Annotated in this window: 15 protein-coding genes and 2 pseudogenes; 15 read left to right on the plus strand and 2 right to left on the minus strand. The window is 65.8% G+C overall.

Annotated elements, in window-relative coordinates:
- Positions 1-408 precede the first annotated feature (408 nt).
- The 7 genes and pseudogenes from AC3IFE_RS02460 to AC3IFE_RS02490 all read left to right on the plus strand — a co-directional run.
- Entirely contained in the window at positions 409-2,331 is a 1,923-nt protein-coding gene (locus AC3IFE_RS02460) for a PrkA family serine protein kinase (RefSeq protein ID WP_027784391.1), read from the plus strand.
- Positions 2,332-2,455: 124 nt separating this feature from the next.
- Entirely contained in the window at positions 2,456-3,724 is a 1,269-nt protein-coding gene (locus AC3IFE_RS02465) for a YeaH/YhbH family protein (protein ID WP_006476064.1), read from the plus strand.
- Positions 3,721-5,400: a SpoVR family protein gene (locus AC3IFE_RS02470; protein ID WP_089467387.1), complete on the plus strand. Its 1,680-nt coding sequence runs from the start codon at positions 3,721-3,723 to the stop codon at positions 5,398-5,400. The genes AC3IFE_RS02465 and AC3IFE_RS02470 overlap by 4 nt, the downstream gene beginning before the upstream one ends.
- Before the next feature lie 232 nt (positions 5,401-5,632).
- The gene (locus tag AC3IFE_RS02475; RefSeq protein ID WP_089467388.1) at positions 5,633-6,937 is read left to right on the plus strand and encodes an MFS family transporter; all 1,305 of its coding nucleotides are present in this window, start codon (positions 5,633-5,635) and stop codon (positions 6,935-6,937) included.
- Positions 6,938-7,296: 359 nt separating this feature from the next.
- Positions 7,297-9,231 (plus strand): rhomboid family intramembrane serine protease, encoded by a 1,935-nt coding sequence (locus AC3IFE_RS02480; protein WP_489189493.1) that lies wholly within the window; start codon positions 7,297-7,299, stop codon positions 9,229-9,231.
- A gap of 150 nt (positions 9,232-9,381) precedes the next feature.
- A pseudogene (locus tag AC3IFE_RS02485) lies at positions 9,382-9,855 on the plus strand (hypothetical protein); the annotation flags it as partial.
- Between the two features lie 2 nt (positions 9,856-9,857).
- A pseudogene (locus tag AC3IFE_RS02490) lies at positions 9,858-10,316 on the plus strand (ShlB/FhaC/HecB family hemolysin secretion/activation protein); the annotation flags it as partial.
- Between the two features lie 211 nt (positions 10,317-10,527).
- On the opposite strand, the gene AC3IFE_RS02495 reads toward AC3IFE_RS02490, so the two are convergent.
- Together AC3IFE_RS02495 and AC3IFE_RS02500 are read right to left on the minus strand one after the other, a co-directional pair.
- Positions 10,528-11,802 carry a M23 family metallopeptidase gene (locus AC3IFE_RS02495; RefSeq protein ID WP_489189494.1) on the minus strand — a complete coding sequence of 425 codons (1,275 nt, stop codon included), beginning with the start codon at positions 11,800-11,802 and terminating at the stop codon, positions 10,528-10,530.
- A 324-nt stretch (positions 11,803-12,126) separates the two neighbouring features.
- Positions 12,127-12,789, minus strand: coding sequence for a TetR family transcriptional regulator (locus AC3IFE_RS02500; protein WP_489189495.1), 663 nt, complete (start codon positions 12,787-12,789; stop codon positions 12,127-12,129).
- Positions 12,790-12,939: 150 nt separating this feature from the next.
- Between AC3IFE_RS02500 and AC3IFE_RS02505 the strand changes: the two genes are divergently transcribed.
- From AC3IFE_RS02505 to AC3IFE_RS02540, 8 genes are all read left to right on the plus strand, one after another.
- A complete protein-coding gene (locus AC3IFE_RS02505) occupies positions 12,940-14,142 on the plus strand; it encodes a MexX/AxyX family multidrug efflux RND transporter periplasmic adaptor subunit (protein ID WP_489189496.1) in 1,203 nt (400 codons plus the stop codon).
- Positions 14,143-14,157: 15 nt separating this feature from the next.
- Positions 14,158-17,298: a multidrug efflux RND transporter permease subunit gene (locus AC3IFE_RS02510; protein ID WP_489189497.1), complete on the plus strand. Its 3,141-nt coding sequence runs from the start codon at positions 14,158-14,160 to the stop codon at positions 17,296-17,298.
- The gene (locus tag AC3IFE_RS02515; RefSeq protein WP_489189561.1) at positions 17,298-18,785 is read left to right on the plus strand and encodes an efflux transporter outer membrane subunit; all 1,488 of its coding nucleotides are present in this window, start codon (positions 17,298-17,300) and stop codon (positions 18,783-18,785) included. Before AC3IFE_RS02510 ends, AC3IFE_RS02515 begins: the two co-directional genes overlap by 1 nt.
- Before the next feature lie 826 nt (positions 18,786-19,611).
- Complete coding sequence (locus AC3IFE_RS02520; protein ID WP_301739057.1) at positions 19,612-20,124, plus strand: fimbrial protein; 513 nt, start codon at positions 19,612-19,614, stop codon at positions 20,122-20,124.
- Between the two features lie 88 nt (positions 20,125-20,212).
- The gene (locus AC3IFE_RS02525; protein WP_489189498.1) at positions 20,213-22,699 is read left to right on the plus strand and encodes a fimbria/pilus outer membrane usher protein; all 2,487 of its coding nucleotides are present in this window, start codon (positions 20,213-20,215) and stop codon (positions 22,697-22,699) included.
- Between the two features lie 17 nt (positions 22,700-22,716).
- Positions 22,717-23,463, plus strand: a complete 747-nt coding sequence (locus AC3IFE_RS02530) for a fimbrial biogenesis chaperone (protein WP_489189499.1) — start codon at positions 22,717-22,719, stop codon at positions 23,461-23,463.
- Positions 23,460-24,482, plus strand: coding sequence for a fimbrial protein (locus tag AC3IFE_RS02535; protein WP_089467401.1), 1,023 nt, complete (start codon positions 23,460-23,462; stop codon positions 24,480-24,482). The genes AC3IFE_RS02530 and AC3IFE_RS02535 overlap by 4 nt, the downstream gene beginning before the upstream one ends.
- A 334-nt stretch (positions 24,483-24,816) precedes the next feature.
- Entirely contained in the window at positions 24,817-25,485 is a 669-nt protein-coding gene (locus AC3IFE_RS02540) for an RNA polymerase factor sigma-70 (protein ID WP_489189500.1), read from the plus strand.
- Positions 25,486-25,511 lie beyond the last annotated feature (26 nt).

Below are 25,511 nucleotides of genomic sequence, written 5' to 3' on the forward strand. Positions count from 1 at the left end.
CGAGCGTGCATCGGCATGTGCGTGGCGCGTCGTGTTCCCGCGTTCATCGTACGGGTATGTCCGTAAGGGACTGCGAAAAAAATTTGTAACGGTGCGCGCGGCGTGTCATCGCACGCGAGCGCTCGAACGTATAGGGATGAAGGGGAGAGGCGGCGACGTCGGAGGTGTCCAACGCACGAGACGTTTCGATGTTCGACGAGACGCGGCGGATGCAGTTTCTGCGGCTCGGGAGGTCGATTGTAAAACGACGAAATGCGTTGTCCAAGCGGTGTTGTCGAGAATGACGAACTTCATACGAAGAGTTCGTGAAAAAAAATAAGAAAGGGTTTAGGATGAATTCGAACGCGCTTGCTTCTGCGCAGTCGTACGAAGGCAGGCACGTCTTCAGACTCAGGCGAGGGAGGTAGCATGGATATTTACAGCAGCTTCGCGAACCGCTTCGAAAAAACGCGAGAGGAAGAGCTCTCGCTGGAGGAGTATCTCGCGCTCTGCAAGAACGATCCATCCGCGTACGCGACGGCTGGTGAACGCATGCTGGAAGCAATCGGGGAACCTGAACAGATCGATACCCGCAACGACCCGCGCCTGTCGCGGATCTTCGCGAACAAGGTCATCAAGGTGTATCCGGCATTCCGTGAGTTCTACGGAATGGAGGAGGTGATCGAGCAGGTGGTCGCATACTTCCGCCACGCTGCGCAAGGTCTTGAAGAGAAGAAGCAGATTCTCTATCTGCTGGGCCCGGTGGGCGGCGGCAAGTCGTCGATCGCCGAGCGCCTGAAGCAACTGATGGAGCGCGTGCCGTTCTATGCGCTGAAGGGCTCGCCCGTCAACGAATCGCCGCTCGGGCTGTTCGACTACGACGAGGATGGCCCGATCCTCGAGGAACAATACGGCATTCCGCGCCGCTACCTCAAAAGCATCCTGAGTCCGTGGGCGGTCAAGCGCCTGCACGAATACAACGGCGACATCCGCCAGTTCCGCGTGGTGCGCCGCTATCCGTCGATCCTGCGGCAGGTCGGCATCGCGAAGACGGAGCCGGGCGACGAGAACAATCAGGACATCTCGTCGCTGGTGGGCAAGGTCGATATCCGCAAGCTCGAACAGTACGCGCAGGACGATGCCGACGCGTACAGCTACTCGGGCGGCCTGTGTCTCGCGAACCAGGGCCTGCTCGAATTCGTCGAAATGTTCAAGGCGCCGATCAAGGTGCTGCACCCGCTGTTGACCGCCACGCAGGAAGGCAACTTCAAGGGTACCGAAGGTTTCGGCGCGATTCCGTTCGACGGCGTGATTCTTGCGCACTCGAACGAATCGGAGTGGAAGGCGTTCCGCAACAACCGCAACAACGAGGCACTGCTCGACCGGATCTTCGTCGTGAAGGTGCCGTACTGCCTGCGCGTGTCGGAAGAGATCAAGATCTACGAGAAGCTGATCCGCAACTCGTCGCTGGCCGAGGCCGTATGCGCGCCGGGCACGCTGAAGATGATGTCGCAGTTCTCGGTGCTGTCGCGCCTGCACGAGCCCGAGAATTCGAGCCTGTTCTCGAAGATGCAGGTGTACGACGGCGAAAACCTGAAGGACACCGATCCGAAGGCGAAGTCGTATCAGGAGTATCGCGACTACGCGGGCGTGGACGAAGGGATGACCGGCGTGTCGACCCGCTTCGCGTTCAAGATCCTGTCGCGCGTGTTCAACTTCGATACGAGCGAGGTCGCGGCGAACCCGGTGCATCTGATGTACGTGCTCGAACAGCAGATCGAACGCGAGCAGTTCCCGCCGGAAACCGAGCAGAAGTATCTGTCCTTCGTGAAGGACGTGCTCGCGTCGCGCTACGCGGAGTTCATCGGCAAGGAGATCCAGACGGCGTATCTCGAGTCGTATTCGGAATACGGCCAGAACATCTTCGATCGCTACGTCACGTATGCGGACTTCTGGATCCAGGATCAGGAATTCCGCGATCACGACACGGGCGAGAGCTTCGACCGCGCCGCGCTGAATGCGGAACTGGAGAAGATCGAGAAGCCGGCCGGGATCAGCAATCCGAAGGATTTCCGCAACGAGATCGTCAACTTCGTGTTGCGCGCACGGGCGGCGAACGCCGGCAAGAACCCGGTGTGGACGAGCTACGAGAAGCTGCGCGTCGTGATCGAGAAGAAGATGTTCTCGAACACCGAGGAACTGTTGCCTGTCATTTCATTCAACGCCAAGGGTTCGGCGGAGGAGCAGCGCAAGCATGAGGACTTTGTGAACCGGATGGTCGCGAAGGGCTATACGCCGAAGCAGGTAAGGCTGCTTTGCGACTGGTACCTGCGCGTGCGCAAGTCGTCATGACGCGCGCGGTATCGGGCCCGTACGGCGAGTCCGTACGGGCGCTTTCAGAGGCGCCGCCCGCATGACGGCACACGGCATGCGCGGCGAGTGCCCCGGCAGATCGACTTCGAGCGGGAGACCGGGAGTGCTTCATCAAATCATCGACCGCAGGCTGGCCGGCAAGAACAAGAGCATCGCCAATCGCGAACGCTTTCTGCGTCGCGTCAAGAACTACATTCGTCGTGCCGTGTCCGATGCGGTGCGTGACCGTAGCATCAAGGATATCCAGAGCACGCAGAGCATCACGATCCCGCGCAAGGACATCGCGGAGCCGAATTTCCGGCACGCGCCGGGCGGGCGTCGCGAATACGTGCACCCGGGTAATGAAGACTACGTGCGCGGCGACAAGATTCCGCGTCCGCAGGGCGGCTCGGGCGGCGGCGGCAGTCAGGCGAGCAACGAGGGCGAAGGGCAGGACGACTTCGTGTTCGAGCTGTCGCGCGACGAGTTCATGCAGTACTTCTTCGACGATCTCGAACTGCCGCGCCTCGTGAAGACGCACCTGCTGACGGTGCCGAGCTGGAAGAACGTGCGCGCGGGCTGGTCGGCGGAAGGCACACCGAACAACATCGACGTCGTGCGTTCGCTGCGCAGCGCGCTCGGCCGGCGCATCGCGCTCGGTTCGCCGCTCGTCAACGAGCTGCGCGAGCTCGAGGCGCAGCTTGAAGCGCTGAAGAGCGACCCCGAAGACCGCCGCGCGGAAATCGCGACGCTCGAGGCCGAGATTCATCACCTGAAAGGGCGCATCTGGCGGATTCCGTTCATCGATCCGTTCGACCTGCGCTACATCAACCGCGTGAAGCAGCCGCAACCGTCGAGCCAGGCCGTGATGTTCTGCCTGATGGACGTGTCGGGGTCGATGGACGAGCAGCGCAAGGATCTCGCGAAGCGCTTCTTCATCCTGCTTTACCTGTTCCTCAAGCGCAACTACGAGCGCATCGAGGTCGTGTTCATCCGTCACCACACGCGCGCCGAGGAAGTCGACGAGGATACGTTCTTCCACTCGACCGAAAGCGGCGGCACGGTCGTGTCGAGCGCGCTCGAACTGATGCGCAAGGTGATGGACGAGCGCTACTCGCCGACCGAGTGGAACATCTACGGCGCGCAGGCGTCCGACGGCGACAACTGGACTGACGATTCGCCCAAGTGTCGCAAAATCCTGGAAGAGGATATCCTCACCAAGACGCGTTACTTCGCGTATATCCAGGTCGCGCCGGAAGAGCAGAATCTGTGGCTGGAATACGCGCAACTGGCCTTGTCGCAACCGCATCTCGCGATGAAAAAAGTGGAATCGGCTGCGGACATTTACCCGGTGTTTCGCGAATTGTTCGAAAAGCAGGTGGAAATGTCATGACGACCCGCCACCTGCACAACGAGTCGCGCGGCTACGAGCCGCGCCCCTCCGGCGACGACACGGCTGGCCCTGCCGCACCGCAGCAACGCGCGCAGGCCGAACCGCCGCCGCCGGCCGCCGACTTGCCCGGTTCCGGGCAGAAGGAAGCGCGTATGAACGTTGCCGAACGCAAGCCGCTGCCGTGCCCGTCCGACTGGACGTTCGAATTGCTCGAGGAATACGACACGCACATCGCGCAGGTCGCCGAACAATACGAGCTCGACATCTACCCGATCCAGCTCGAACTGATCAGCGCCGAGCAGATGATGGATGCGTATGCGTCGGTCGGGATGCCCGTCAACTACCGTCACTGGTCGTTCGGCAAGCACTTCCTCGCGACCGAGAAGAGCTACCGCCGCGGCCAGATGGGCCTCGCCTACGAAATCGTCATCAATTCGAACCCGTGCATCGCGTATCTGATGGAAGAGAACACGATGACGATGCAGGCGCTCGTCATCGCGCACGCGGCGTACGGGCACAATTCGTTCTTCAAGGGCAACTACCTGTTCCGGCTGTGGACCGACGCGCACGCGATCATCGACTATCTGGTGTACGCGAAGAACTACGTCGCGGAATGCGAGGAGCGCTACGGCCTCGATCGCGTCGAGGAACTGCTCGACTCGTGCCATGCGCTGATGAACTACGGCGTCGACCGCTACAAGCGGCCGCAGAAACCGTCGCTGTCGAAGGAAGCGGCGCTGCGGCGCGAGCGCGAGGCGTACCTGCAGTCGCAGGTCAACGAGCTGTGGCGCACGCTGCCGGGCAAGAAACCCGAGCTCACGGAGGAGCAGGACGACCGCTATCCGTCCGAGCCGCAGGAGAACCTGCTGTATTTCGCGGAGAAGAATGCGCCGCTGCTCGAGCCGTGGGAGCGGGAAGTGATCCGCATCGTGCGCAAGATCGGCCAGTATTTCTATCCGCAGCGGCAGACGCAGGTGATGAACGAAGGCTGGGCGACGTTCTGGCACTACACGCTGCTCAATACGCTGTACAACCAGGGGAAGCTGGAAGACGGCTTCATGATGGAGTTCCTGCATTCGCACAGCAACGTGGTCTACCAGCCGCCCGTCACGAAGCCGTACTACAGCGGGATCAACCCGTATGCGCTCGGTTTTTCGATGATGAGCGACATCCGACGGATCTGCGAAGCGCCGACGGAGGAAGATTACAAGTGGTTTCCGGAGATCGCGGGCACGCCGTGGCTGCCGGCGATGCACTACGCGATGCGCAACTTCAAGGACGAGAGCTTCATCGCGCAGTACCTGTCGCCGAACCTGATCCGCGAGATGCGGCTCTTCTCGGTGCTCGACGACGACATGCGCGATTCGCTCGAGGTCTCGGCGATCCACGACGATTCCGGCTACCAGTACGTGCGGCAGGCGTTGTCGCGGCAGTACGACATCCATCACCGCGAGCCGAACATCCAGGTGTGGGCCGTCAACACGCGCGGCGACCGCAGCCTCACGCTGCGCCACTTCATGACCGACAACCGCCATCTGTCGAACGACAGCGACGAAGTGCTCAAGCACATGGCGCGGCTCTGGCAGTTCGACGTGTACCTGGAAAGCGTCGACGAGGCCGGCACCGTGCGCAAGCGCTACGAGTGCCGCTACGTGCCGCCGGAAGTGCGCGTGTGATCGTCGCGCCGACCATGTTTGCATCGGACGCCAGCCTTCGGGCTGGCGTTTTCATATGACGAACGCGTGGCGGGAGAAAAATCTTCTACATCGGGACGAACCCGGAGCGCTTATTACTTTACATTTCGCTAAAATCCCCTAGCGCCGTGCGCCGGAACCGGTGCCACGTGCGACCGCACGCGGCGGCCCCAGCCGTCTCGCCCAGAAAGTACTACAAGGAACAGACCACCCCATGGACGTCCAGACCGACCAAGCTGCGCTGTCCGCGCACGACACCCGGCGGCGCGTGTTCGCCATCGTCGGCGCCTCATCGGGCAACCTCGTCGAATGGTTCGACTTCTACATCTACTCGTTCTGCGCGCTGTACTTCGCGCCGGCGTTCTTCCCGAGCGGCAACACGACGACGCAGCTGCTGAACACGGCGGGCGTGTTCGCGGCCGGCTTCCTGATGCGTCCGATCGGCGGCTGGCTGTTCGGCCGCATCGCCGACCGCCACGGCAGGCGCACGGCGATGATGATCTCGGTGCTGATGATGTGCGGCGGGTCGCTGGTGATCGCGGTGCTGCCGACCTATGCGCAGATCGGTGCGCTCGCGCCGGCGCTGCTGCTGGTCGCGCGCCTGTTCCAGGGCTTGTCGGTGGGTGGCGAGTACGGGACGAGCGCGACCTACATGAGTGAAGTCGCGCTGAAGGGGCGGCGCGGCTTCTTCGCGTCGTTCCAGTACGTGACGCTGATCGGCGGCCAGCTGTGCGCGCTGCTGGTGCTCGTGATCCTGCAGCAGACGCTGTCGGCCGGCGAGCTGAAAGCGTGGGGCTGGCGCATCCCGTTCGTGGTCGGCGCGGCGGCTGCGCTGATTTCGCTGTACCTGCGCAAGTCGCTCGACGAGACGTCGACGAGCGCATCGCGCGACAAGAAGGATGCCGGCACGATCCGCGGCGTGTGGCAGCACAAGGGCGCGTTCTTCACGGTGGTCGGCTTCACGGCCGGCGGCTCGCTGATCTTCTACACGTTCACGACGTACATGCAGAAGTACCTCGTGAATACCGCCGGCATGCATGCGAAGACGGCCAGCAACGTGATGACCGTCGCGCTGCTCGTCTACATGCTGATGCAGCCGGTGTTCGGCGCGCTGTCGGACAAGATCGGCCGCCGCACGTCGATGATCCTGTTCGGTTCGTTCGCGGTGATCGGCACGGTGCCGCTGATGCATGCGCTGAAGACCGTGACGAGCCCGGTCGCCGCGTTCGTGCTGATCACGGTGGCGCTGGCGATCGTCAGCTTCTACACGTCGATCAGCGGCCTGATCAAGGCCGAGATGTTCCCGCCGGAAGTGCGCGCGATGGGCGTCGGCCTGTCGTATGCGGTGGCGAACGCGATCTTCGGCGGCTCGGCCGAGTACGTCGCGCTGTGGTTCAAGTCGATCGGCAGCGAGGAAACGTTCTACTGGTACGTGACCGTGCTGTGCGCGATCTCGCTGATCGTGTCGTGGCGGATGCGCGATCCGAGCAAGGAAGGGTATCTGCGTCACGAGCCGTGATCGGCCGCGTGTTGCGCGCTCGTGCATCATGACGAACGTCCCGCCGATCGGCGGGACGTTTTTTTGCGACGGGCGATGACGCGTGCGGTGGTCGTGGCGGCTCGACCCGGGGAATGTCGACATGAGCGCGGCCCGTCATATCGATATGGAAATCGATTCGTTGTCCGTGGCGCGCGATTTCCTTAATCTGGCTGCGTAGTTCCTGTGACACCTCCTTGACTGGGATTCGCGCCCGCTGCGTGCAGCGGGCGTCTTTTTATTCCGGATCCGCAGGCCAGTGTCGCCACGTTCTCCTGACGGGACGCGAAATATAATGGCGCTCGCGCGGCTTGCGCGCGGCAACCCATACCAAGATCCCTATGAGAGAACAACAACGCCCGATGCCGTGGCTGACGATTCTGCTGGCCGTCGTCAATGCAGTCATCTTTATGCTGATGTGGCGGCAAGCGTCGTATGGCCCGTTATCGAACGCGCTATTGCTCGACTGGGGCGCGAACTTCGCGCCCTATACGCTTACCGGGCAGCCGTGGCGGCTGCTGACCAGCGCGTTCCTGCACGGCGGCTGGACGCATCTCGCGCTGAACCTGTACATGCTCGTCGTGCTCGGCGCCGTGCTCGAACGCGTCGGCGGGACGCTGCGATTCGGCGTCGTCTATCTGCTGTCCGCACTCGGCGGCTCGTTGTTGAGCGCGCTGTGGCATGGCTATCACGAGGTCGCCGGCACCAGCCTCGCGTTCGGTGTCGCGCTTCAGACGAGCGGCATCAAGCCGGTCGTGAGCGTCGGCGCGTCGGGCGCGCTGATGGGGCTGGCCGGTGCGGCCGCGGCCTTCGCGCTGCGCCGCGCGCGCGAAGGCGGGCACGACGCGCCGGGCGTGATCAACCTCGGCGCGGTCGGGCAGGTGATCGCGATCAATCTCGCGTCGGGCTTCTTCATCGGCGGCATCGACCAGGCCGCGCATCTCGGCGGCGTGATCGCCGGCTTCGTCGCCGGCTGGTTGATCTACGGCGCCGGCGGGCCGGGGCAGGTCCGCGGCGGTGTCGTCGTGCCGCTCATGCTTGCGGTGCTCGGCAGCGCCGCGATGCTGTTCGCCGCGCAGCAGGCCGGCAGCGAGGAATTGCAGGCATGGCGTGCCGAGATGGATCGGGAGATGGCGCACGACGCCGCGCAGCGTCAGGCGAAACGGCAGGCGGCGGCGATCGACGCGCAGATCCGCGACGACGAGCAGCACCGTCCCGCACCGGTGTCGGCCGAGCAGGCCGCCGGCACGGTCGTGCCGGTGGGCAAGTCGCCGTACGCGATGGTGCTCGGCGCATCCGGCAAGCGCCTGTACGTGACCGACATCGACGCGAACACGCTCGTCGTCGTCGACGTCGACCGACGCGCGGTCGTGCGCACCGTCACGGGCGAGCCGTTCAAGACGGGGCTCGCCGGCTGCCCGGGCAACATGTGCCGCGGGCGCGGCGCGAGCGGCGTCTATGTGAGCCCGGACGAGCGGTACGCCTACGTCGCGTCGATGCGCGAGAACGGCCTCGTGCGGATCGACCTGAACAGCGGCGCGATCGTCGACGGCGTGGCGCTTGGCCGGTTTCCGCGCGCGGTCGTCGCGTCCGCATCGAACGACAGGCTCTACGTGCTGAACAGCCTCGATGACACGATCTCCGTCGTCAGCCTCGCGCACTGGCCACAGGTCATCGCGACGCTGCCGCTCGGCGAGCACGATGCGGCGGGCGTCGAGTTCGGCCGCGCGTTGTCGATGTGGTTGTCGCCCGATGGCCGGCGACTGTATGCCTACGCGATGCAGAAGGGCGCGATCGTCGCGTTCGATACGGCGACGAATGCCCCGGTCCAGACCTATCCGGTCGATCAGGATTTCATTCAGGCGATGCCGGGCGCGAACGGTGCGGGAACGTGGTTCTACAACGCGTCGTCGGTGCAGTGGCGCGACGCGTCGAGCCTGGTCGCGCGCGACAGCTATCCGGTCTGCGAGACGTCGATGCACGGTTTCGACGGCAATGGCGACGGCACGCTGATCGCGGTGACCGGATACGACGACAAGCCGTTGCGCGTGATCAAGACCGCGACGCGCCGCACGGTCGGCGAATTTCCGGTGACGGGCGGCGTGTCGCAGGCCATCTTCGCGCCGGACCACCGCACGCTGTTCGCACTTGGCGCATCGGGCACGCTGTCGTTCCTGAGCATGGACCGGTCGCTCGACTACCTGCAGGACAATGGCGACGGTGAATTTCTGTGTGCGGTGTCCACCGCCGGCGGCACGGATGACGGCGACGAGTGAGCGCGAGCGTGGGGCGGCGTGATGAACGCGCGCGATGCGTGGGCCGCGCTTCATCACGAAATCCGCAGAGCAAAGCGCCATTTGTTGGTTCGGATTCGCCGCACGCGCTGATACGTTAGTGGCTTCGCGACGGCATACTCCGTCGCGATGTGCGCCGCGCATCAGTCGAGCGCGGGTGGCGGCTTCACGATCAATCAGGCGGGCGGCGTCGGCGGGAGTTTCAGTGCGCAGAACGGCCAGGCGGGCGGCAACTATGCGGGTGTGACTGAGCAGGCCGGCATCCAGGCGCGCGCAGGCGGTTTCGATGTGACCGTGAAAGGCAACACCGACCTGAAGGGCGCATATATCGCCAGCACGGCCGACGCATCGAAGAACAGCCTGACGACTGGCACGCTCGCGACGAGCGACATCGAGAACCGCTCGCACTACAGCGCGAACAGCGCGGGCTTTAGCGCGGGTGCATCGGTCGGACCGAGCAACAAGGCAGTTGGTCCGTCGTCGGTATCGGGCTCGGGCGGCGTCACGCCGATGGTGTTCCAGAACGACAGCGGCGACCAGAGCGCGACGACGAAGAGCGCGGTGAGCGCCGGCACGATCAATATCACGAAGCCGGGCGAGCAGACGCCAAGATGACGGTGCTCGACGCGAACCTGTCGGTGCCGTTCGCGATCGGCAAGCAGCCATTCCGCTATGTCGGCACATTCCACGGCCAGTACACCGGAAACACGCTTTACTACATCGACGACTTGACGATTGGCAGTCGCTATACGGTGCGCGGTTTCGATGGCGAAACGATGCTCGCGGCGGCACGCGGCTTTTACTGGCGCAACGAACTGCAGGCGCCGATCGGCCAGACGGGGCAGGCACTTTATGCGGGACTCGACTACGGTCGCGTATGGGGCCCGCAGCCTGTCGTCCTCGTCGGGACGCAATTGGCCGGCGCCGTGATCGGCATAAAGGGCAGCGTGGGCACGCGATTCGGAGCCTATGCGTACGATTGCTTCGCGGGTACGCCTATCTACAAGCCGTCGGGTTTTCCGACTGCGCGAGTGACGCTCGGTTTTCAGCTGACTGCTCAGTTCTGAATAAACGCGGTCTTGTTTGTCATGACGGAACCTATCTCGGTCAATTGCGAGGGGTAAGTGCACTCCGCCGGCGGTATCGGGCGGAGGTCTGCCCTTATCCCGCACCAAAACGTCGGCTCAAGCCCGTGACCAGCCGACGGTGTAGAGAAGAGCACGCGAGCATTCTGACAACCGTACGCTTCTCCAACCACCAGGACCGTGTGCGTCGGAGTCAGCCTCGTTCCGCCGAGTAGTGCGTATCGAAAACCGCGCGCAGCGTCGACGAACCGGTCGCGAAATCCCCCCACAGCGGCCCGTCGTTCTGCGCGAACGCGAACGGCGTCTTATTGATCGACGCGAGGCGGAAGCGCCATTGCGCGGCTTCCTGGCGGAACGCGGTGAGCTGCATGTCGGACAGCCCCGTCTGCGCGTTCGCGAGCGTGACGAGCGGATCGACCGGATCGTTCGCAACCCGCACCTCGAAGTGCAGGTGCGGGCCGGTGGCCGCGCCCGTCATCCCGACCGAGCCGATGCGCTGGCCCTGCTTCACGGTTTCGCCGACCTTCAGCCCGCGAGCGTATGCGGACAGGTGCGCGTAGTACGTCGAATAGCCGTCCGCATGATCGACGATCACATAGCGGCCGTAGCCGCCCGGATCGGTGCCGACGAACGACACGACGCCGTCGGCCGCCGCATCGACCGGCGTGCCGCTCGGCGCGGCGAGATCGACGCCCGTATGGAACGCCATCGCCTGCGACAGCGGATGGATGCGCTCGCCGAAGAACGAACTGATGCGCGTCCACTTGACCGGCATCGTGAACGCCGCGGCTTCGAGCGGCGAACCGTCGAGCGTGTAGTACGCACCGTGCTCGGCGCCCGGCGCGCGGAACCAGATCGCACCGAACGTGCGGCCGGCGACGCGCAGCTCGAGCGCGGTGAGGCGCGGCGTGCCGTCGTTCGTGTCGAACGCGACGCGGTAATAGTCGCCGCGCTGCGCACTCGCGCGCATCGCGACCTTGCCGGTGACGAGGTCGCCGAGCTGGATGCGCACTTCGGGCGGCACGTCGAGACGGTTCAGCGTATCGGACAGTGTGAGTTCGATATCGCCCGCGCGCATCCCTTGCCGGTGATCGGGCGACGCGAACTGGAACAGGCTCGTGTAGCCGAGCATGTCGTTGCGATGCGCGCTGAGCGGCGCGAACAGGCCCGGCTGCAGGCTGCGATCGTTGTTGCGATCGAGATGTTCGTTGCGCTCGCCGATCGTGCGCGCGAGCTCGCTCGTCACGAAATGCTGCGCGGTGGGAAACGGCGTATCGGACAGCACGCGCTGCGGCAGCGCGGCCGTGCCCGAATCGACGGCGCCCGGCAATTGCGACACGGCCGGCAGCGCGGCGGCGAGGCCGAATGCGGCGAGGGCGCCGAGCACGGCAGCCGGCACGAGCGCGCGCACGGCGCGCTGCGCGCGACCGGGCGCGACGGCATCAGGGGTTGCGACAGGCTTGACCAAGGTGTCCACATCCAGGAAAGCGGTTCAAAGGGGTGTGGGCGGGGGCCGCCGGCGGCACATCCGTCGAACGGCGACGGGGCGGGCGGCGGGCGTGCAACAAAACAGGCGCCGCCAGGGGCCTGTGTCGTTTCCGTTCGACCCAACCTGCGGGGCGGTGCCCGCTTCGAACGGCGGCGTGCATACCGGGTCGAACCCGGTTATCACGAAGACGCTAAAGAAAGATGACAGCGTCAGTCTACCGATGTTCCGCGAAACGTTAAAAATTTTAAAGAGGGTCGGCTCACTCGTTTCGCACTGCGGTAAGTCGGGTTAAATCAGCATTTGTTACGACGATTTTCGTTGGTCAGGCAATTTTTGCGTGCGCCGACGCAGCGCGGCGGACGTGCGCACGGCGTCGAAACCGGCGTCGAGCATCGCCTCGGCGTCGTTCCACAGATTGCCGCGCAGCCGGTTGGTCCAGATCATCGACGCGAACACGCCTTCGAGCAGCGACACGAGATAGACGGCGGCCAGATGCACGTCGAGATCGGCGGCAACTTCGCCGGCTGCGATCGCGCGACGCAGCAGCGCCTTCGTGATCCGCAGCATCTGTAGCTCGAGCAGCATGCGCCGCCGCTGCAGCGCGCCGTTTTCCTCGCTCTGCTCGCATTTCGTATAGAGGATCACGAGTACGCGCTGCATCGGGCCCGGCTCGCCGCATTCCTGCAGGTAGTGCGACGCGGCGCGCCGCAATGTAGCGAGCGGCTGCAGGCCGTCGCCCGCGTCGAATCCTTCGGACGTGCGCGCGAACGCGCGATCGCACATCGCCAGACACACGTCCATCTTGTTGCGGTAGTGGCCGTAGACGGCGCCCCGCGACATCCCGGCCGCCTCGGCGAGGTCCGCCATCGCGGTTTGCGCGACGCCTCTTTCGAGCAGCACGAGCTCGGCGGCGTCGAGGATCCGGTGCTTGATGGCGAGCGATTCTTCCCGGGTCTTGCGGGCCATGTCGTGAAATTCCTTACAGTTCGCTGTCGTTTTATTGAGACAGTGCGTCAGCCGATTGAAAGCGGATGTATTTAATCAGTCGTGACTGATTATAATCGGCCACCCTGAGCCGCCGCATTGTATCGGCGGCGAACGATCCGAGGTCGGAACATGAATAACACACGCACCCTGTGGCGCCGCATGCGGCTGGCGCCGTTCGCGCTCGCGGCGCTGCTGGCCGTGGCCGGATGCGGAAAGGGCGACAAGGACACCGCAGCGGAGACCGCGAAGCAGGCCACCGTCGTGACGGTGCGCCCGACGGCCGTGCCGATGACCGTCGAACTGCCGGGCCGGCTCGACGCGTACCGGCAGGCGGAAGTCCGCGCGCGAGTCGCGGGCATCGTCACCGCGCGCACTTACGAGGAAGGCCAGGAAGTGAAGCAGGGCGCGGTGCTGTTCCGCATCGATTCCGCGCCGCTGAAGGCCGCGCGCGACGCCGCGCAGGGCGCGCTCGCGAAGGCGCAGGCCGCCGCGCTCGCGGCGACCGACAAGCGTCGCCGTTACGACGATCTCGTGCGCGATCGCGCGGTGAGCGAGCGCGACCACACCGAAGCCGTCGCAGCCGATACGCAGGCGAAGGCCGAGGTCGCGTCGGCGAAGGCCGAACTCGCGCGCGCGCAACTGCAACTCGACTACGCGACCGTCACCGCGCCGATCGCGGGCCGCGCACGCCGCGCGCTCGTGACCGAGGGCGCGCTCGTCGGCCAGGACCAGGCGACGCCGCTCACGACCGTCGAGCAGCTCGATCCGATCTACGTGAACTTCTCGCAGCCGGCCGCCGACGTCGACGCACTGCGCCGCGCGGTGAAGAGCGGGCGCGCGACGGGCATCGCGCAGCACGACGTCGCGGTGACGCTGCTGCGCGCCGACGGCACCGCGTATCCGCTGAAGGGCAAGCTGCTGTTCAGCGATCTCGCGGTCGATCCGACCACCGACACCGTCGCGATGCGCGCGCTGTTCCCGAATCCGGAGCGCGAGCTGCTGCCGGGCGCGTACGTGCGGATCGCGCTCGACACGGCGGTGGACCAGCGGGCGATCCTCGTGCCGCGCGACGCGCTGCTGCGCACGGCCGACCGTACGTCGGTGCGTGTCGTCGGCGCGAACGGCAAGGTCAAGGACGTTGAGGTCGCGGCCGACCAGATGAGCGGCCATGGCTGGCGCATCACGCGCGGCCTCGCGGGCGGCGAGCGCGTGATCGTCGACGACGTCGCGCAGTTCGCGCCCGATACGGCCGTCCAGCCCGTCGAAAAGGCGTCGCCGTCGAAGGCGGCGCCGGCAGCAGCCGCATCGCAGGCGGCCGCCCGTCAAACCTGACCGGTTCAAATCAACATGGCACGTTTCTTCATCGATCGCCCCGTGTTCGCGTGGGTGATCGCCATTTTCATCATGCTCGGCGGCCTGTTCGCGATCCGCGCGCTGCCCGTCGCGCAGTACCCGGACATCGCGCCGCCCGTCGTCAGCATCTATGCGGCGTACCCGGGCGCGTCCGCGCAGGTCGTCGAGGAATCGGTGACCGCGCTGATCGAGCGCGAAATGAACGGTGCGCCGGGGCTGCTGTATACGTCCGCGACGAGCAGCGCCGGCGCGGCGTCGCTGTACCTGACGTTCAAGCAGGGCGTGAACGCCGATCTTGCCGCCGTCGAAGTGCAGAACCGGCTGAAGACGGTCGATGCGCGCTTGCCCGAGCCCGTGCGCCGCGACGGCATCCAGGTCGAGAAGGCCGCCGACAACATCCAGCTCGTCGTGTCGCTGACGTCCGACGACGGCCGGATGACGGACGTGCAGCTCGGCGAATACGCGTCGGCGAACGTCGTGCAGGCGCTGCGCCGCGTCGAGGGTGTCGGCAAGGTGCAGTTCTGGGGCGCCGAATATGCGATGCGGATCTGGCCCGACCCGGTGAAGCTGGCCGGGCACGGCCTCACCGCGTCGGATATCGCGTCGGCCGTGCGCGCGCACAACGCGCGCGTGACGATCGGCGACATCGGCCGCAGCGCGGTGCCGGACAGCGCGCCGATCGCGGCGACCGTGTTCGCGGACGCGCCGCTGAAGACGCCGGCCGATTTCGGCGCGATCGCGCTGCGCGCGCGGGCCGACGGCGCCGCGCTGTTCCTGCGCGACGTCGCGCGCATCGAATTCGGCGGCAACGACTACAACTATCCGTCGTACGTGAACGGCAAGGTCGCGACCGGGATGGGCATCAAGCTCGCGCCGGGTTCGAACGCGGTGTCTACCGAGAAGCGCGTGCGCGCGACGATGGACGAGCTGTCCCGATACTTCCCGCCGGGCGTGAAATACCAGATCCCGTACGAGACGTCGTCGTTCGTGCGCGTGTCGATGAACAAGGTCGTCACGACGCTGATCGAGGCCGGCGTGCTGGTGTTCCTCGTGATGTTCCTGTTCATGCAGAACCTGCGCGCGACGCTGATTCCGACGCTCGTCGTGCCGGTCGCGCTCGCGGGCACGTTCGGCGTGATGTATGCGGCCGGCTTCTCGATCAACGTGCTGACGATGTTCGGGATGGTGCTCGCGATCGGCATCCTAGTCGACGACGCGATCGTCGTCGTCGAGAACGTCGAGCGGCTGATGGTCGAGGAGGGGCTCGCGCCGTACGACGCGACCGTCAAGGCGATGCGGCAGATCGGCGGCGCGATCGTCGGAATCACCGTGGTGCTGACGTCGGTGTTCGTGCCGATGGCGTTCTTCGGCGGCGCGGTGGGCAACATCTACCGGCAGTTCGCGCTGTCGCTCGCGGTGTCGATCGGCTTCTCGGCGTTCCTCGCGCTGTCGCTGACGCCTGCGCTGTGCGCGACGCTCCTCAAGCCGGTGTCAGGCGACCATCACGAGAAGCGCGGCTTCTTTGGCTGGTTCAACCGTTTCGTCGCGCGTGCGACGCAGCGTTATGCGACGCGGGTCGGCGCGATGCTGAAGAAGCCGCTGCGCTGGCTTGTCGTGTACGGCGCGCTGACCGCGGCCGCGGCGCTGATGCTCACGCAGTTGCCGACCGCATTCCTGCCGGACGAGGACCAGGGCAACTTCATGGTGATGGTGATCCGCCCGCAAGGCACGCCGCTCGCGGAAACGATGCAGAGCGTGCGCGCCGTGGAGTCGGCGATCCGCCGCGACGAGCCGGCCGCCTATACATATGCGCTCGGCGGCTTCAACCTGTACGGGGAAGGGCCGAACGGCGGGATGATCTTCGTCACGCTGAAGAACTGGAACGAACGCAAGGCCGCGCGCGATCACGTGCAGTCGATCGTCGCACGCATCAACGAACGCTTCGCGGGCACGCCGAACACGACGGTGTTCGCGATGAACTCGCCGGCGCTGCCCGACCTCGGTTCGTCGAGCGGCTTCGACTTCCGGCTGCAGAACCGCGGCGGGCTCGACTACGCGACGTTCAGCGCCGCGCGCGAGCAATTGCTCGCGGCGGGCGGCAAGGATCGCGCGCTCACCGACCTGATGTTCGCGGGCACGCAGGACGCGCCGCAGCTGAAGCTCGACATCGATCGCGCGAAGGCGTCCGCGCTCGGCGTGTCGATGGACGAGATCAACACGACGCTCGCGGTGATGTTCGGCTCGGACTATATCGGCGACTTCATGCACGGCACGCAGGTGCGGCGCGTGATGGTGCAGGCCGACGGGCGGCACCGGCTCGATCCGGACGACGTGAAGAAGCTGCGCGTGCGCAACGCGCGCGGCGAGATGGTGCCGCTCGCGGCGTTCGCGACGCTGCACTGGACGATGGGGCCGCCACAGCTCACGCGCTACAACGGCTATCCGTCGTTCACGATCAACGGCTCGGCCGCGGCCGGCCACAGCAGCGGCGAGGCGATGACCGCGATCGAGCGGATCGCCGCGAAGCTGCCGGCCGGCATCGGCTATGCGTGGTCGGGGCAGTCGTTCGAGGAGCGGCTGTCGGGCGCGCGGGCGCCGATGCTGTTCGCGCTGTCGGTGCTCGTCGTGTTTCTCGCGCTCGCGGCGCTCTACGAGAGCTGGTCGATTCCGTTCGCGGTGATGCTGGTCGTCCCGCTCGGCGTGATCGGCGCGGTGCTCGGCGTGACGCTGCGGATGATGCCGAACGACATCTATTTCAAGGTGGGGCTGATCGCGACGATCGGGCTGTCCGCGAAGAACGCGATCCTGATCGTCGAAGTCGCGAAGGATCTCGTCGCGCAGCGCATGTCGCTCGTCGACGCGGCGCTCGAGGCCGCGCGCCTGCGGCTGCGGCCGATCGTGATGACGTCGCTCGCGTTCGGCGTCGGCGTGCTGCCGCTCGCGTTCGCGTCGGGCGCCGCGTCCGGCGCGCAAACGGCGATCGGCACCGGCGTGCTCGGCGGCGTGATCACGGCGACCGTGCTCGCGGTGTTCCTCGTCCCGCTGTTTTTCGTGATCGTCGGCCGCCTGTTCGACGTCGGGCCGCGCCGGCGCGGCGGCGCGCAGCCGACGACGATGGAGGGTTCGCAACCATGATGTTCGCGCTGAATGCACGCGCCGCGCGGCGGGCTCCGCTCGCGCTGGCCGCCGCGCTCGCGCTCGCCGCCGCGCTCGCGCTCGCCGGGTTCGCCGGGTGCTCGCTCGCACCGCGTTACGAGCGTCCGACGGCGCCTGTGCCGGCGACTTATGCGCCGGTCGACGGCAGTACGGCGCCGGTGACCCGATCGAGCGCGGCACAGGATGCCGCGCTGCTCGACGACTGGCATGCCTATTTCACCGATCCCGCGCTGCAGGCGTGGATCGACGCGGCGCTCGCGAACAACCGCGACCTGCGGATCGCGGCCGGCCGACTCGAGGAAGCGCGCGCGCTGTACGGCGTGCAGCGCGCGGACCGGATGCCGTCGGTCGATGCGAATCTCGGCTATGAACGCGCGCGCCAGTACGACCCGGTCGTGCGCGAAAGCGCGATCAGCGGGCTGTATCGGGCGGGCGTCGGCGTCAGCGCATACGAGCTCGACCTGTTCGGCCGCGTGCGCAACCTGTCCGACGCGGCGCTCGCCGAGTATTTCGCGACCGCCGATGCGCAGCGCACGGTCCGTATCGGCGTGATCGCCGAAGTGGCGGGCGCGTACGTTTCCGAACGATCGTTGCACGAGCAACGGGCACTCGCTCGGCGCACGCTCGATGCGCGCGAACGGATGGCCGCGCTCACGCAGCGCCGCTATGCCGCCGGCACGAGCGACGCGATCGAGCTGCGGTCGGCCGAGATGCTGGTGGCGTCCGCGCGCGCGTCGCAGGCCGCGCTGCAGCGCGAGCATGCGCAGGCCGTACGGGCGTTGCAATTGCTGGCGGGCGACTTCGCGCGCAACGTGCCCGACGACGCGACCGCGCTCGACACGCTGTCGATCGCACCCGTGGCGCCCGGCGCGCCGAGCGCGCTGCTCGAACGGCGGCCGGACGTCCGGCAGGCCGAGGCGCGGCTGAAGGCCGCGAACGCGAACATCGGCGCGGCGCGCGCGGCGTTCTTCCCGCGCATCGCGCTGACGACCGACTACGGGTCGGTGAGCGACGCGTTCTCGAGCCTGTTCGCGGCCGGCACGAGCGTGTGGACGTTCGCGCCGCGCATCACGCTGCCGATCTTCGCGGGCGGCCGCAATCGCGCGAATCTCGACGCCGCGCACGCACGCAAGGACATTGCGGTCGCCGAATACGAGAAGGCGGTGCAGACCGCGTTTCGCGAAGTGGCCGATGCGTTCGCCGCACGCGACTGGATCGACCGGCAGCTCGCCGCGCAGCAGGACGTGTATGCGGCGGACGGCGCGCGGCTGAAGCTCGCGGAGCGCCGCTACGCGGGCGGCGTCGCGACCTATCTCGAGCTGCTCGACGCGCAGCGCAGCACGTACGAGTCGGGACAGGAGCTGATCCGGCTCAGGCAGCTCAGGCTCGCGAACGCGATCGCGCTGTATCGCGCGCTCGGCGGCGGCTGGGCGCCGGCTACGGCGGAGGCCGCGGCTTCCGCGTGACGTGCGAGCTGCCACGCATCGCCTGACGCCGCAGCGGGTCGGGCGACATGAAGGCGGCCGTACGATGCGTCGTGCGGCCGCCTTTTGCCGCTCGGCATCGGCGCTTCCTGGCGCTGTTCCCCGCATCCTTTTCATCTCCCGGCAGGGCGCAGGCCGCTTGCCCGCCATCCGCACCCGGCGACCGATCGTGTCGCGCTCCGGCGCAAACGTGTGTCGCGTTCCTTCCCGTTTCATCTCGTCCAATGGGGCATGCCGGCCGCGTTCCAGCGGCCGCGCATGCATGCGATTCAAGTTCGGTAATTGACGATTGGATTAATCAACATATTGGAATGAATGGCGACGGCAAAGTGTCGCGGTAAAACGTTTGTATTCTTGCGCAATCGTTTGCGTGATAAATCCGTGTTGATGAAATGCCATCGTTAATTTCCTGTCAGTTGAAAATGATTCGATATTCGAGTTGTAATCGGACAACGATGGCGGCATTGGACAATGTTTTGTCCTTTGAGCGTCGGCCTTGCGCAAGCCAATACCAGCAAGGAAGGACGCGGTGCCGGTGGTTGTCGGAAAGAAATTCCCTTAATCTTCAATTGGTTCCGGGAAATCAAAAAGGACTGCGGATAAAATCCCCGTCATTGGAAATCAAAAAGAAAGAATGGCGTTTTGGAGGGGTAAATCGAACATTGTCAGATGCATTTGACAATGATTTACAAAAATCTTTCATGGTTATCTCGATAATGCACGCCTCGTGCCGGGCGGGAGCCGCCATACGCTGCCGTTTGTGTCCGTCACGTTGTCCATTCCATTTGCATTTCTCACGGGAAACGTCATGAAAAAATCCATCCTGAGCGCTGTCGCACTCGCGGCCCTGTCCACCTCGGCCTTCGCGGCGGGCACCGGCACGATCAACTTCACGGGCGAGATCGTCGCGGGCGCATGCGGCATCGATTCGGGCTCGGTCAACCAGACCGTGAACCTCGGCAAGGTGCCGACCAACGTGTTCAAGCAAGCCGGCGACAAGTCCACGCCGACCAACTTCGACATCAAGCTGACCGATTGCGACACGAGCGTCGCGAAGAACGCGTACTTCACGTTCACGGGCACGTCGAGCGCGGGCCAGCCGAAGCTGCTCGCCACGATCGGTTCGGCAACCAACGTCGGCATTCGCCTGCAGGCCGCGTCGGGCGAATACCTCGACAACGGCGCCGAGCAGAAGGCGCCGACCGTGCTGCAGAACGGCACGAACATCGCGCGCTTCGCGGCGATGTACGAAGCGACGGCAGCCGGCGTGACGCCGGGTACCGCCGACGGCGTCGCGAACTTCACGGTCCGCTACCAGTAAGCGTCCGTACCGGAGGAGGGGGCGTGCATGCCTTCCTCCTTCATCTTTCCTCCCGTTTCCGTTCTCCTCGGACTCCCGGTAGCACCGCGTGCGAATCAGACATTCCTTCCTTTGCGTCTCCGTGCTGGTCGTCGGCAGCCAGAGCCAGGCGACGGAATTCAATTCGTCGTTCCTCGACATCGACGGAACGCGCAACGTCGACCTGTCGCAGTTCTCGCAAGCCGACTTCACGCTGCCCGGCGAGTACATGCTCGACGTGCAGGTCAACGACCTGTATCTCGGATTGCAGCCGATCGAATTCGTGGCGGTCGATGCGACGGGCGCGGGCAAGCCGTGCCTGCGACCGGCGCTCGTCGCGCGGTTCGGCCTGAAGCCGTCGCTGGTCAAGGACCTGCCGCGTTTCCGGGGCGGCAGTTGCGTCGACTTGGCCGCGATCGAAGGGGCGACCGTGCGTTACCTGAAAAGCGACGGGCGGCTCAAGATCACGATTCCGCAGGCCGCGCTCGAGTTCACCGATTCGACCTACCTGCCGCCGGAGCACTGGTCCGAAGGGATTCCCGGCGCGATGCTCGACTATCGCGTGATCGCGAACACGAACCGCAACTTCGGTGCGGGCGGCGGCCAGACGAACGCGATCCAGGCGTACGGGACGGTCGGCGCGAACTGGGAGGCGTGGCGTGTTCGCGGCGACTACCAGGCGCAATCGAACGTGGGCAACACCGCGTACGCGGACCGCACGTTCCGCTTCAGCCGGCTGTATGCGTTTCGCGCGTTGCCGTCGATCCAGTCGACGGTGACGTTCGGCGACGACTACCTGAGCTCCGACATTTTCGACACGTTCGCGCTGACGGGCGCGTCGATCCGCAGCGACGACCGCATGCTGCCGCCGTCGCTGCGCGGCTATGCGCCGCTGATCTCGGGCGTCGCGCGCACCAACGCGACCGTCACCGTGTCGCAGGCCGGCCGCGTGCTGTACGTGACGCGCGTGTCGCCGGGCGCGTTCGCGCTGCAGAACGTCAACACGAGCGTGCAGGGCACGCTCGACGTCGCGGTCGAGGAAGAGGACGGCAGCGTGCAGCGCTTCCAGGTGACGACGGCCGCCGTGCCGTTCCTCGCGCGTACCGGCCAGTTGCGCTACAAGGCAGCGGTCGGCAAGCCGCGCCTGTTCGGCGGCGCCGGCGTCACGCCGTTCTTCGGTTTCGGCGAAATCGCGTACGGTTTGCCGTTCGACGTCACCGCCTATGGCGGCTTCATCGCCGCGTCGGGCTATACGTCGATCGCGCTCGGCGTCGGTCGCGATTTCGGCGCCTTCGGCGCGGTGTCGGCCGACGTCACGCATGCGCGGGCGCGCCTGTGGTGGAACGGCGCGACACGCAACGGCAACTCGTATCGCATCAACTATTCGAAGCACTTCGACGGGCTCGACGCGGACGTGCGCTTCTTCGGCTATCGCTTCTCGGAGCGCGAGTACACCAGCTTCGCGCAGTTTTCCGGCGACCCGACCGCGTACGGCCTCGCCAACAGCAAGCAACGCTATTCGGCGACGCTGTCGAAGCGCTTCGGCGACACGTCGACCTATTTTTCCTACGACCAGACGACCTACTGGGCGCGTGCGAACGAGCAGCGCGTCGGCCTGACGCTCACGCGCGCGTTCTCGATCGGCACGCTGCGCAACCTGAACGTCAGCGTGTCGGCATTCCGCACGCAGAGCGCCGGCGCGAGCGGCAACCAGTTCTCGGTCACCGCGACGCTGCCGATCGGCGGCCGCCACACCGTCACGTCGAACCTGACGACAGGCAACGGCAGCACCAGCGTGAACGCCGGCTACATCTACGACGATCCGGCCGGCCGCACCTATCAGGTCAATGCGGGCGAGACCGGCGGCCGCGCGTCGGCGAACGCGAGCGTCCGGCAGCGCACGTCGGCGTACCAGCTCACCGCGCAGGCATCGACGCTCGCCAATGCGTATGCGGCCGCGTCGCTCGAAGTCGACGGCTCGTTCGTCGCGACGCAGTACGGCGTGTCCGCGCACGCGAACGGCAATGCGGGCGATACGCGGCTGCTGGTGTCGACCGACGGCGTGCCCGACGTGCCGCTGTCCGGCACGCTCACGCGCACCGATTCGCGCGGCTACGCGGTGCTCGACGGCATCTCGCCTTACAACGTGTACGACGCGACCGTCAACGTCGAGAAGCTGCCGCTCGAAGTGCAGGTGACGAACCCGATCCAGCGCATGGTGCTGACCGACGGCGCGATCGGTTTCGTGAAGTTCTCCGCCGCGCGCGGCAGCAACCTGTACCTGACGCTGACCGACGCGGCCGGCAAGGCGCTGCCGTTCGGCGCGTCGGTGCAGGACGCGGCGAACGGCAAGGAACTCGGCATCGTCGGCGAGGGCGGCGCGGCGTTCCTGACCCAGGTTCAGCCGAAATCCGCGCTGGCGGTGCGGGCGGGCGAACGCACGCTGTGCACGATCGACGCACTGCCGAACCAGCTCCAACTCGAAGGCACGCCGATTCCGGTGACGTGCCGGACACCGGGCGAGTCGCATGCGGCGGCCGCGCGGGTCGACCGATGATTTTCATGGATCCAGCGATGAAGAATGCTTTTCCCCTTGCTTTCCCGCGGCGCGCGCTGTGCGTGTTCGCGAGCGCCGGCGCGATGCTGGCAGGCGCCGCGCAGGCGGCGATCGTGCCCGATCGCACGCGCGTGATCTTCAACGAAGGCGAGCAGGCCGCGATCGTGACGATCACCAACAAGAGCGCGACGTATCCGTATCTGGTGCAGTCGTGGCTCGAGGACGCGAAGGGCAACAGGACCACGTCGCCGCTGATGGTCGTGCCGCCGCTGCAACGCATCGAGGCGAACGAGCGCAACGTGCTGCGGATCGCGAAGCTGCCGGGCACCGGGTTGCCGGCCGATCGCGAGACGGTGTTCTACCTGAACATCCGCGAAGTGCCGCCGAAGACCGACACGCCGAACACGCTGCAGATCGCGCTGCATACGCAGATGAAGCTGTTCTACCGGCCGAAGGCCGTGCAGCCCGCGCGCGACGAGGACTGGACGCTGCCGATGACGCTGCGGGTGGATGCGGCCGCGCACAAGCTGGTGTTCGACAACCCGACGCCGTACCACGTGACGGTGGTCGACGTGAGCGCGGGCGCGCAGAAGACGCCGGTGCCGATCGAGCCGGTGATGGTGAGCCCGATGAGCACGGCCGACGTGCCGTTCAAGGCCGCGACGCCAGCGACGCTGTTCGTCACGCATATCGACGATTACGGTGGGCAGGTGGCGGTCGAGTATGCGTGCGACGCGGGTGCGTGCAAGAGCGTGAAGAAATGAGCGCGGGCATGCGCGATCGGGCGGCGCCGGCGGCATGGTTGCGCTGGGTCGTACTCGCGCTGCTGATCGCGGCCGTGCAGCCGGCGTGGGCGCTGCGCTGCCTGACGAACAGCGGCGCGACGTCGTTGACCGAGCCGATCGGCGGCGTGGCGTCGTATCCGACCGACGCGCCCGACGGCTACGTGATCTGGGTGTCGCCGGTGCGCACGACGTCGGGGTATTGCTACAAGGATCTGGGGGACGCCGGCAGCCTGAAGGTCGTCGACAACGTCTACTTCTACGCGAATCCGAATCGCACGGACCCTGTCGCGTGGGGGCTCGAGATCGGCATCCGCTACAAGGGCGTCGATTATTTCGACAAGACCAGCAATCGCGGCGGCGGGGTGTTTACCGGCTATGCGGTGCCGCCGTGCAGCCGGTACGACTTCGACCGCGGGCGTTGCCAACGCACGAACATCAGCATCGACTACCAGGTCGTCGTGCGCAAGAAGGGCAACTGGGTCCAGCCGCCGAGCGATATCTACACGGTGTTCCAGTTCGACGGCGAGTTCGGGCTGAATGCGTTCGGCACGAGCTTCCAGTACCGGCTGAGCGGCCTGCGCAACCTCAAGCCGACGCCGTGCTTCGTCGACGTGCTCGTGACGCCCGAACCGGGCATCGTCAATTTCGGGCAGGTGCAGGCGGCCGGTAACGGCTTCATGCCGGCGGTGCCGCGCAAGCGTTTTTCGCTGTCGTTGACCAAGAAATGCAACGTCGCGGTGCGGGTGGACGGGTATTTCGAAACGAGCTTTCCGGTCCAGAACGGCTTGCTGGTGCCGGCGAAGGACAGCAATTTCGGGATTGGCATCGAGGATGGCCAGGGCAAGGCCATTCCGTTCAACCAGCAGTTCACGCTGGCTCAGTTCGCGTCCAACGTGATGAACCAGAGCGTGCCGATGGACGCGGTGCTGAAGTCGTTCGGCCCGCCGAAGATCGGACGATTCGATGCGACGGCGACGATCCGGTTGTTCATCTACTGACGGCGGGGGGCGCGGCGGCATGCGTGCCGTCGGATCGCGGAAACAGCTTGCCGGCGTCACGCAAGCCATGCGGATCGCGCGGCCGCGTCGTGCGTCGATGCAGGGTGGAGCCGATCATGGGCCTCGGCCGTTTCGGCCGTCCGGCAACTTCCTTTGTCGCGGAAAGCTTGCCGTGCTCCGCGGACACCTCGCGTTCATCCTGTCCGTCAACGCGGACATTCCGGCAATTGATCAGACAAATCCCGACAAACCAAAGGGTCATCTCGTAATCAGATTGAGAATGATTTGCGTTTACGTTAAATTCCCTTATCTCGGAATTTGACGGAGCAGATCGATGGCGATGGCGGAAGTGCTCGACCGACCGACGGCGGCAGCGGCAAACCCGTTCCTCGGCAGTTATCCGGACTTGCCGGCGCGCGCCGCGCCGCGCGTGCGCCGGGCGTCCGAGCCGCGTGCGCAGGGCGCGCTGCTCGACGTGCTGATCTCGCATCGCGCGATGCTCGTGAACGTCGCGCGCGGCTTCGTCGGCTGCGCGAGCCGCGCGGAGGACGTCGTGCACGACGTATTCGTGAAGCTCGTCGAATTCCCCAATCAGGACGCGGTGCGCCAGCCGGTCGCGTACGTGACGCGGATGGTGCGCAACGCATCGATCGACGCGTGCCGCCGGCAAAGCCTCGAAAACGTCTACCACACCGAAGAGGACGACGGCTACGACGTGCCGTCGTCCGAACCGACGCCGGAAGCCGCGCTGATGACGCGCGATACGCTGCGGCGCGTGTGGGCCGCGCTCGACGACCTGCCGGCGCGCAGCCGGGCGGCGTTCGAGATGGTGCGGCTGCGCGAGGAGACGCTGCAGACCGCGGCGCGCGCGCTGAACGTGTCGCAGACGCTCGTGCATTTCATGGTACGCGACGCGGAGCGCCATTGCGCGGAATGCCTCGACGCGTGCCACCGCGGCGTCGCCTGCCCGGTGTTCCTGGGCGGCCGCGCACGGCGGCGGTAAAAAAACGCGCCGCCCAACCGTCTATC

The sequence above is a fragment of the Burkholderia sp. APQ4-4ca genome (assembly GCF_057837105.1).

Excerpts from the sequence above, each read along its gene's own strand:
- AC3IFE_RS02460 (WP_027784391.1), top strand. The coding sequence starts at position 409 with ATGGATATTTACAGCAGCTTCGCGAACCGCTTCGAAAAAACGCGAGAG.
- AC3IFE_RS02470 (WP_089467387.1), top strand. The coding sequence starts at position 3,721 with ATGACGACCCGCCACCTGCACAACGAGTCGCGCGGCTACGAGCCGCGC.
- AC3IFE_RS02475 (WP_089467388.1), top strand. The coding sequence starts at position 5,633 with ATGGACGTCCAGACCGACCAAGCTGCGCTGTCCGCGCACGACACCCGG.
- AC3IFE_RS02480 (WP_489189493.1), top strand. The coding sequence starts at position 7,297 with ATGAGAGAACAACAACGCCCGATGCCGTGGCTGACGATTCTGCTGGCC.
- AC3IFE_RS02500 (WP_489189495.1), bottom strand. The coding sequence starts at position 12,789 with ATGGCCCGCAAGACCCGGGAAGAATCGCTCGCCATCAAGCACCGGATC.
- AC3IFE_RS02505 (WP_489189496.1), top strand. The coding sequence starts at position 12,940 with ATGAATAACACACGCACCCTGTGGCGCCGCATGCGGCTGGCGCCGTTC.
- AC3IFE_RS02510 (WP_489189497.1), top strand. The coding sequence starts at position 14,158 with ATGGCACGTTTCTTCATCGATCGCCCCGTGTTCGCGTGGGTGATCGCC.
- AC3IFE_RS02515 (WP_489189561.1), top strand. The coding sequence starts at position 17,298 with ATGTTCGCGCTGAATGCACGCGCCGCGCGGCGGGCTCCGCTCGCGCTG.
- AC3IFE_RS02520 (WP_301739057.1), top strand. The coding sequence starts at position 19,612 with ATGAAAAAATCCATCCTGAGCGCTGTCGCACTCGCGGCCCTGTCCACC.
- AC3IFE_RS02530 (WP_489189499.1), top strand. The coding sequence starts at position 22,717 with ATGAAGAATGCTTTTCCCCTTGCTTTCCCGCGGCGCGCGCTGTGCGTG.
- AC3IFE_RS02535 (WP_089467401.1), top strand. The coding sequence starts at position 23,460 with ATGAGCGCGGGCATGCGCGATCGGGCGGCGCCGGCGGCATGGTTGCGC.
- AC3IFE_RS02540 (WP_489189500.1), top strand. The coding sequence starts at position 24,817 with ATGGCGATGGCGGAAGTGCTCGACCGACCGACGGCGGCAGCGGCAAAC.